At 42.6% G+C, this 8,152-nt stretch carries 10 protein-coding genes; all 10 read left to right on the top strand.

Annotated elements, in window-relative coordinates:
* The coding region (locus tag C7Y70_RS15225) for a four helix bundle protein (RefSeq protein WP_135475618.1) at positions 1–205 on the top strand (205 nt) is incomplete at its 5' end.
* A 59-nt stretch (positions 206–264) separates the two neighbouring features.
* Positions 265–987 carry a tRNA (cytosine(32)/uridine(32)-2'-O)-methyltransferase TrmJ gene (gene trmJ, locus C7Y70_RS15220; protein WP_099296829.1) on the top strand — a complete coding sequence of 241 codons (723 nt, stop codon included), beginning with the start codon at positions 265–267 and terminating at the stop codon, positions 985–987.
* A 182-nt stretch (positions 988–1,169) separates the two neighbouring features.
* Positions 1,170–1,661, top strand: coding sequence for a Fe-S cluster assembly transcriptional regulator IscR (gene iscR / locus C7Y70_RS15215; RefSeq protein WP_099296828.1), 492 nt, complete (start codon positions 1,170–1,172; stop codon positions 1,659–1,661).
* Positions 1,662–1,683: 22 nt separating this feature from the next.
* Entirely contained in the window at positions 1,684–2,901 is a 1,218-nt protein-coding gene (locus C7Y70_RS15210; protein WP_135475616.1) for an IscS subfamily cysteine desulfurase, read from the top strand.
* A gap of 40 nt (positions 2,902–2,941) precedes the next feature.
* A complete protein-coding gene (iscU, locus tag C7Y70_RS15205; protein WP_135475614.1) occupies positions 2,942–3,325 on the top strand; it encodes a Fe-S cluster assembly scaffold IscU in 384 nt (127 codons plus the stop codon).
* 9 nt (positions 3,326–3,334) lie between these two features.
* Positions 3,335–3,658: an iron-sulfur cluster assembly protein IscA gene (gene iscA, locus C7Y70_RS15200; RefSeq protein ID WP_058560437.1), complete on the top strand. Its 324-nt coding sequence runs from the start codon at positions 3,335–3,337 to the stop codon at positions 3,656–3,658.
* 75 nt (positions 3,659–3,733) lie between these two features.
* Positions 3,734–4,261 carry a co-chaperone HscB gene (gene hscB, locus C7Y70_RS15195; protein ID WP_099296826.1) on the top strand — a complete coding sequence of 176 codons (528 nt, stop codon included), beginning with the start codon at positions 3,734–3,736 and terminating at the stop codon, positions 4,259–4,261.
* Between the two features lie 49 nt (positions 4,262–4,310).
* Positions 4,311–6,173 (top strand): Fe-S protein assembly chaperone HscA, encoded by a 1,863-nt coding sequence (hscA, locus tag C7Y70_RS15190; RefSeq protein ID WP_135475612.1) that lies wholly within the window; start codon positions 4,311–4,313, stop codon positions 6,171–6,173.
* A 10-nt stretch (positions 6,174–6,183) separates the two neighbouring features.
* Complete coding sequence (gene fdx / locus C7Y70_RS15185) at positions 6,184–6,522, top strand: ISC system 2Fe-2S type ferredoxin (protein ID WP_099296824.1); 339 nt, start codon at positions 6,184–6,186, stop codon at positions 6,520–6,522.
* A gap of 150 nt (positions 6,523–6,672) precedes the next feature.
* On the top strand, positions 6,673–8,100 hold the full coding sequence (locus C7Y70_RS15180; protein ID WP_135475610.1) for an NAD-dependent succinate-semialdehyde dehydrogenase: 1,428 nt from the start codon (positions 6,673–6,675) through the stop codon (positions 8,098–8,100).
* Positions 8,101–8,152: the final 52 nt, after the last annotated feature.

Here is an 8,152-nt window from a genome sequence, read left to right as displayed (position 1 = left end):
AAGAATGACTCGTGAGAGTAACAAAGAACGGCTTAGATTTTTAGATATTTCTAGATCTTCACTAGCAGAAGCAAGAACACAGATTTATATTGGGATGGACATTAGTTACATAGATATTAATATAGGCGCTCAGTGGATAAATGAAACCATTGAATTATCAAAAATGTTGACAGCCCTCAAGGCAAAAATAAAATTTGATAGCTGATAGCTGATAGCTGTGCTACAATTCCTGCCAATTTTTTGTATGAGTTAAGTAACACCGCAATGATCTTAGATGACATCCGTATTGTTTTAGTAAACACCTCGCATTCAGGTAATATTGGTTCTGCAGCACGTGCAATGAAAACCATGGGCTTATCAAAGCTTTATTTGGTTGATCCAGCGTGTGAAGTTGATAGTCATGCCAGTGCACTCGCTGCCGGTGCTACTGATGTCCTAGGTAATGCGGTAATTGTTGATACCGTTGCAGATGCTATTGCAGATTGTGCGCTTACCATTGGTACAAGTGCGCGTTCACGTACTTTATCTTGGCCTATGGTTGAGCCACGTGAATGTGGTGAAAAGCTTGTCGATGAGGCTGTAAATGGTCCTGTTGCGTTAGTATTTGGTCGTGAAAATAGCGGGTTAACTAATGAAGAACTACAGCTTTGTAATTACCATGTGTGTATTCCTGCTAATCCAGAATACAGCTCGTTAAACTTAGCAATGGCGGTACAAACACTGTGTTATGAAACGCGTATGGCATTTTTAAATCAACAACCTAAAAAAGTTGAAGAAGACGAAGCGGTATACCCAAGCTCAAAACAAACCGAGTTATTTTACGACCACCTAGAAGAAACACTGCATAACACCGGCTTTATTATTAAACAGCATCCTGGTCTCGTTATGACCAAGTTGCGTCGTTTATTCAACCGAGCACGCCCAGAAGACGCTGAGATGAATATTTTACGCGGCATTCTAACGTCAATAAACAAGTCTATAAAATAAGCGAAAGTTATAAGCACTAATACTTGACTAAATTACTCAGGTAATTACAATGAACACAATACTTGACCAAAAAGGTCGGGTATTGAAGTTTGTCTGATAGCTGATAGCTGATAGCTTCTAAGATAATACTTGACTATTTTACTCTGGTAATTAAAATTTGCACTCTTTTGTGCGGGGGCTCTATGAAGTTAACATCAAAAGGCAGATATGCCGTTACAGCTATGCTCGATGTTGCACTACATGCAAATGTAGGTGCCGTACCCCTTGCCGATATTTCAGAACGACAAGAAATTTCTTTGTCATACCTTGAACAATTATTTGCCCGTTTACGTAAAAATGGTTTAGTAAGTTCAGTGCGTGGTCCAGGTGGGGGTTATTTACTTGGTCGCGACTCAAGCACAATTTCAGTCGGCGATGTGATAAGCGCCGTTGATGAATCAGTCGATGCAACGCGCTGTCACGGCGCAACAGGCGGATGTCAAAGTGGCATGCGTTGTTTGACCCACACATTATGGTCAGACTTAAGCACGCGGATTGAAGACTTTTTAAATGGTATTACCCTTGCTGAATTGGTTGAGAAATCCGACGTTAAAGAAGTCGCATCTCGCCAAGATAACAGCGTTAATAATGCAATTAAGCAATTGGAAAATATTCAAGTAAGCTGTCAACTATAAGTTGGCGCCAGCGGAGATAGAAATGAAGTTACCGATTTATTTAGATTACGCAGCAACCACGCCAGTTGACGAGCGTGTTGCAAAAGAAATGATGCAATGCCTAACAATGGATGGCAATTTTGGTAACCCTGCATCACGTTCACACCGTTTTGGTTGGCAAGCTGAAGAAGCAATCGATCAGGCGCGTACTGATATTGCTGACCTAATTAATGCAGATCCACGTGAAATCGTTTTCACGTCGGGCGCAACAGAATCAAACAACCTTGCAATTAAAGGTGCTGCACAGTTTTACAAAAAGAAAGGTAAGCATGTAATTACCGCTAAAACTGAGCACAAAGCTGTTATCGACACGTGTCGCGAGCTTGAGCGTCAAGGTTTTGAAGTAACTTATTTAGATGTTGAAGAAAACGGTTTACTCGACCTTAAAAAGCTTGAGCAAACAATGCGTGAAGACACCGTATTAGTGAGCATCATGCACGTGAATAACGAGCTAGGTGTGATTCAAGATATCGCGACAATTGGCGAAATGTGCCGCGAGCGCAAAATCATGTTTCATGTTGATGCAGCGCAAAGTGCAGGTAAAGTATTAATCGATATTCAACAGCTTAAAGTTGATTTTATGTCGCTCTCAGCACACAAAGTATATGGCCCTAAAGGGATTGGCGCGTTGTACGTTCGTCGTAAACCACGTGCTCGCCTTGAAGCGCAAATGCACGGTGGCGGTCATGAACGTGGTATGCGTTCTGGTACTTTAGCAACTCACCAGTTAGTTGGTATGGGTGCTGCATTTAGAATTGCAAAACAAGATTTTGAAAAAGATCATGCTCACATCAGTGCGCTACGTAAGCGTTTAATTGATGGCATTATGGCTGATATGGATGAAGTGTACTTCAACGGTGCACAAGACCAATCAGTACCAGGAATTGTTAACATCAGCTTTAACTTTGTTGAAGGTGAGTCGTTATTAATGGCTGTTAAAGATATTGCTGTATCATCAGGTTCTGCCTGTACATCAGCAAGCTTAGAGCCTTCTTATGTATTACGTGCGCTTGGCCGCAATGACGAACTAGCACATAGCTCAATTCGTTTCAGCATTGGCCGTTTTACCACCGAAGAAGAGATTGATTATACCGTCAATTTAATGAAAAACTCTATCGGTCGCTTACGTGAGATGTCTCCTTTATGGGAAATGCATCAAGAAGGTGTTGATTTAGATTCAGTTGAGTGGGCACATCATTAATTGATGGGCACACCCACTAGCAGGTAGTGAGGATAGTATTATGGCGTATAGTGATAAAGTAATTGATCATGTTGAAAACCCACGTAACGTAGGTGTTTTAGACAAAAGCGATCCATCAGTAGCAACCGGTATGGTTGGCGCACCAGCATGTGGTGACGTGATGAAGCTACAAATTAAAGTATCTGATACCGGTGTCATCGAAGATGCTAAATTTAAAACGTATGGTTGTGGTAGTGCAATTGCATCTTCATCACTGGTAACAGAGTGGGTGAAAGGCAAAACATTAGACGAAGCTGCAACGATTAAAAACACTGATATCAGTGCTGAGCTTGAGTTACCGCCAGTGAAAATTCACTGTTCGATTTTAGCAGAAGACGCTATCCAAGCAGCAATTGCAGATTACAAAAGTAAACAAGCGAAGTAAGAGATAACCATGGCAGTGACATTGACAGATGCGGCAGCAAACCGCGTAGAATCATTTTTAGCAAATCGCGGTAAAGGCCTAGGCCTGCGCGTTGGCATTAAAACGACGGGCTGTTCAGGTCTTGCTTATGTTCTTGAGTTTGTAGACGATTTATCTGAAGGCGACGAAGTATTTGAATCCCAAGGGGTAAAAGTAATCGTTGATGCTAAAAGCTTAGTATACATAGATGGTACAGAGCTTGATTACACCAAAGAAGGTTTGAATGAAGGGTTTAAGTTTATAAACCCGAATCAAGCTGATGAGTGTGGTTGTGGCGAAAGCTTCACAGTTTAATCGCTCATTGCAATTGTATTCTTAAGCCCTGCACCTGTAGGGCTTTGTTCTATCTGAAATTTATATGGTTTGATAATGCGCTATTTTGAGTTGTTTGCAATACCTGTTGATTACCAAATTGATTTGGCCACAGTCAATAAAAACTACCTAGAGCTACAACGTGCCGTTCATCCTGACCGACACGCAAATAGCAGTAGCCGCGACAAATTATTAGCAGTGCAAAATGCTGCTGAAATTAACGATGCACTACAAACACTTAAGCACCCGGTAAAACGTGCCGAATACATGCTAAGTGAGCTTGGTGTTGATATTCGTGCTGAACAACAAACCCTGCAAGACCCGCTATTCTTAATGCAACAAATGGAACTACGTGAAGAGCTTGAAGAGTTAAGCTCAAGTAGTGATCCAGATGCAGCCATTAACCAGTTTGAGCAGCAAATAAAACAACTCGATAGTCAATACAGTGCACAACTTGCAGCACAGCTGGCAAGTGATGATGAACAGCAATGGCAGCTAGCGGCAGATAACATTCGTAAGCTTAAGTTTGTTTATAAATTACGTGATGAACTAGAACGTATTGAAGACAGTTTATTCGACGATTAATTTTTTAACTTACTGATTAAAGTAAGTAAAAGCGAGTTAAAAGAGCATTATGGCATTATTGCAAATTGCTGAGCCGGGGCAGAGCGCGGCACCACATGAACATAAGTTAGCCATTGGTATCGACCTTGGTACAACCAACTCATTAGTCGCGACGGTACAAAGCGGTGAAGCACGCACATTAACCGATGTGGCTGGGGCTGCTATGTTGCCTTCAGTAGTACGTTATCAAGCTGATAGTGTGACAGTCGGTGAGTACGCAGCGCAAGCCGCTACGCAAGACCCAGCAAATACGCTTATCTCTGTGAAACGCTTTTTAGGCAAAACTCAAACAGAAATACAACAAAGCTACGGCCAATTACCTTATGATTTTTGCGAGCATGATGGCGCTTTAGCGATCAACACTGCAGCAGGTAATATCAGTCCAATCACTGCTTCTAGTGATATTTTAAAAGCACTTAAACAACGTGCAGAAGAAAGCTTTGCAGGGCAAGATATTTTAGGTGCCGTGATCACCGTACCTGCCTATTTTGATGACGCACAGCGCCAAAGCACAAAAGATGCGGCAGAGCTTGCTGGTATCAATGTACTGCGCTTATTAAACGAACCAACAGCAGCAGCTGTGGCCTACGGTTTAGATTCGGGTCAAGAAGGCATTATTGCTGTTTATGACTTAGGTGGCGGCACCTTTGATATCTCAATCCTGCGTTTAAACCAAGGCGTATTTGAAGTATTAGCAACCGGTGGTGATTCAAGCTTAGGTGGTGACGATTTTGACTCATTACTAGTTGATCACTTTAAACGTGAAACAGGTGTAACGAACTTATCGCCTTCAGTACTTCGTTTATTCATCAATAAAGCTAAAGCCTGTAAAGAAGCGTTGAGCCAATACGCGAAAGTTAATGTTGGTCTTGAGTTTGGCGACGAAAAATACATGGTTGAAGTCACCCGCGAAAAGTTTGAAGAACTGGCAATGACGCTAGTCAAAAAAACACTGCGTTCATGTCGTCGTGCAGTTAAAGATGCAGGCATTGTTAATGATGAAGTATTACAGGTGGTTATGGTCGGTGGTTCGACTCGTATGCCGATTGTACGTAATCAAGTCGCTGAGTTTTTTAATAAAGAGCCACTAACTTCGATTGACCCAGATCGCGTTGTTGCCTTAGGTGCAGCATTGCAGGCTGACGTATTGGTAGGTAATAAACCAGACTCTGATATGTTATTGCTCGATGTTCTCCCTTTGTCGCTAGGTCTTGAGACCATGGGTGGCCTGGTTGAGAAAATTATTCCACGCAATACCACAATCCCTGTTGCACGTGCACAAGAATTCACCACATTCAAAGATGGCCAAACAGCCATGTCATTGCATGTGCTACAAGGCGAGCGTGAGCTGGTTGATGATTGTCGTTCATTAGCTAAATTTAGCTTAAAAGGCATACCTGCAATGGCTGCTGGTGCAGCGCATATTCGGGTCACCTTTAAAGTGGATGCCGATGGTTTACTGAGTGTGTCAGCCATGGAAAAGTCGACTGGTGTACAAGCTGATATTCAAGTAAAACCGTCTTTTGGTTTATCAGATGACCAAGTAGCAAATATGCTAAAGGAGTCAATGACAAACGCCAAAGATGATATGCAAGCACGCATGCTCAAAGAGCAGCAAGTAGAAGCGCTGCGTGTTATTGAAGCACTTGAAGCGTCACTAGCTACAGATAGCCAATTGCTTGATGAAGCAGAGCTTAGTATGTTAAAAACTGAAATAGCTGCGCTCGCTGCTATTCGTGAGTCAGCCGTTGAGCCAAGTGATATTAAAGCAGCCATTGAAAAAGTGGATAACGCCAGTAGCGTGTTCGCTGAAAGAAGAATGGATGCATCGATTAAAAAAGCACTGCAAGGGCAGTCAGTAGACAACGTTTAAAGAGGTTAGAATGCCACAAATTATTTTTCTTCCCCATCCGGAATTATGTCCTGACGGCGCAGCAATCGAAGGGCCAACAGGTGAAACGGTACTTAACGTTGCTTTAAAAAACGGTATCAGTATTCCACACGCCTGTGAAAAATCATGTGCGTGTACAACGTGCCACTTAGTTATTCGCGAAGGTTTTGACTCGCTAGATGAAAGCGATGACTTAGAAGACGACATGCTAGATAAAGCGTGGGGTTTAGAGCCTGAGTCACGTCTTGGCTGCCAAGCAATCATTAAAGATGAAGACCTTGTGGTTGAAATACCAAAATACAATCTCAATATCGTTAATGAAGAGCATTGATTTAAAGCAGTAAGCTTTGAGCCGTCAGCCGTCAGCCGTCAGCCGTCAGCCGTCAGTATAGAGATAAAACCATGCTTGACTTAACAAGCATGGTTTTTTTATTTTAAGCTGATAGCTGATAGCTGATAGTTACACATCGGAGGGATTTCTATGTCACATCTTATATTTACTGATTCATTTATTAACGGTGAGTTTTACCCAGCAGATTCTCACTTTAATGTAACTGACCCCGCGACAGATAAAGCGATTGCTTCAGTTAGTGATGTTGACCAAGCTGGCGTACAACAAGCTATTGACGCAGCTCACGGTGCGTTTATTAAACTAAAATCGACTAATCCTTCTTCGCGAAGTGAAGTATTAATGCGTTGGCACGAATTAGTTATAGAGCACAAACAAACCCTTGCCGAGTTGATGACAAAAGAGCAGGGTAAACCGCTCAAAGAATCCCTTGGTGAAGTAGAGTACGGTGCCGGTTTTATTAAATGGTTTGCTGAACAAGCAAAACGCAGTTATGGCGATGTGATCCCACCGACCGACAATCAACACCGTTTAACGAGCTTTAAGCAACCAATTGGCGTTGTGGCTGGTATAACACCGTGGAATTTCCCTATTGCCATGGTGACTCGCAAAGTAGCCCCAGCTTATGCCGCAGGCTGTAGTTTTGTATTAAAGCCCTCAGAACATACGCCGCTTTGTGCTCTCGCATTGGCTTATTTAGCAGATCAAGCGGGCTTTGAAAAAGGCGCCTTTAATGTACTGGTTTCTGAAAATGCTAAAATGGTCGGTGAACTGCTAACAGAATCTGAGGTTGTTCGTAAGTTTACTTTTACCGGTTCAACCGGTGTGGGTAAGCAGTTACTATCGCAATGTGCCTCAACAATTAAACGTACATCAATGGAGCTCGGTGGCAATGCGCCATTTATTATTTTTGATAATGCTGATTTAGATGAAGCCGTTACAGGCCTGATGGGCGCTAAATTTAGAAATGCTGGGCAAACTTGTGTTGCAGCTAACCGCATTTTTGTGCAGCGCAATGTGTTAGATGAGGTGGTTAAAAAGCTCAATGAAAAAGTAAACTCATTAAAAGTCGCCAGCGGTTTTGCCGACGACTGCGATATTGGTCCGCTGATATATGCCAAAGCAAAACAAAAGGTTCAAGACTTGCTGAGTGATGCAAAACACAAAGGCGCGACTCAAATAAATGATGTCCAAGAATTAGGGGGTAACTTTCAAGCACCTGTTATTTTAACGGGTGTTACCCCTGAAATGGATATTTACCACCAAGAAGTATTTGGCCCGGTAGTTAGTATTATCCCATTTGATGAAGAGGCCGAAGTACTCGCCCTTGCCAATGATGTGCCGTATGGCCTGGCCGCTTATTTTTATAGCCAAAATATCAAGCAAGTCTACCGCGTGAGTGAAGCATTAGAATATGGCATGGTGGGTATTAATGAAGGGCTGATCTCCAACCCCGTTGCGCCTTTTGGTGGTGTAAAACAATCAGGCCTAGGGAGAGAAGGCGGCCATCAAGGGCTCGACGAATACCTCGAAGAAAAATATGTGTGTATGAAAGTTTAGCTGTAGGCTTTAAGCCGTCAGCCGTCAGCCGTCAGCCGTCAGCCGTCAGTTT

It is taken from the genome of Pseudoalteromonas sp. KS88, from assembly GCF_004766475.1.
Classification (GTDB): Bacteria; Pseudomonadota; Gammaproteobacteria; order Enterobacterales; family Alteromonadaceae; genus Pseudoalteromonas.
This window is presented reverse-complemented; position numbering and strand designations above follow the sequence as displayed.

Excerpts from the sequence above, each read along its gene's own strand:
- iscA (WP_058560437.1), top strand. The coding sequence starts at position 3,335 with ATGGCAGTGACATTGACAGATGCGGCAGCAAACCGCGTAGAATCATTT.
- fdx (WP_099296824.1), top strand. The coding sequence starts at position 6,184 with ATGCCACAAATTATTTTTCTTCCCCATCCGGAATTATGTCCTGACGGC.
- hscA (WP_135475612.1), top strand. The coding sequence starts at position 4,311 with ATGGCATTATTGCAAATTGCTGAGCCGGGGCAGAGCGCGGCACCACAT.
- C7Y70_RS15210 (WP_135475616.1), top strand. The coding sequence starts at position 1,684 with ATGAAGTTACCGATTTATTTAGATTACGCAGCAACCACGCCAGTTGAC.
- C7Y70_RS15180 (WP_135475610.1), top strand. The coding sequence starts at position 6,673 with ATGTCACATCTTATATTTACTGATTCATTTATTAACGGTGAGTTTTAC.
- trmJ (WP_099296829.1), top strand. The coding sequence starts at position 265 with ATGATCTTAGATGACATCCGTATTGTTTTAGTAAACACCTCGCATTCA.
- iscR (WP_099296828.1), top strand. The coding sequence starts at position 1,170 with ATGAAGTTAACATCAAAAGGCAGATATGCCGTTACAGCTATGCTCGAT.
- hscB (WP_099296826.1), top strand. The coding sequence starts at position 3,734 with ATGCGCTATTTTGAGTTGTTTGCAATACCTGTTGATTACCAAATTGAT.
- iscU (WP_135475614.1), top strand. The coding sequence starts at position 2,942 with ATGGCGTATAGTGATAAAGTAATTGATCATGTTGAAAACCCACGTAAC.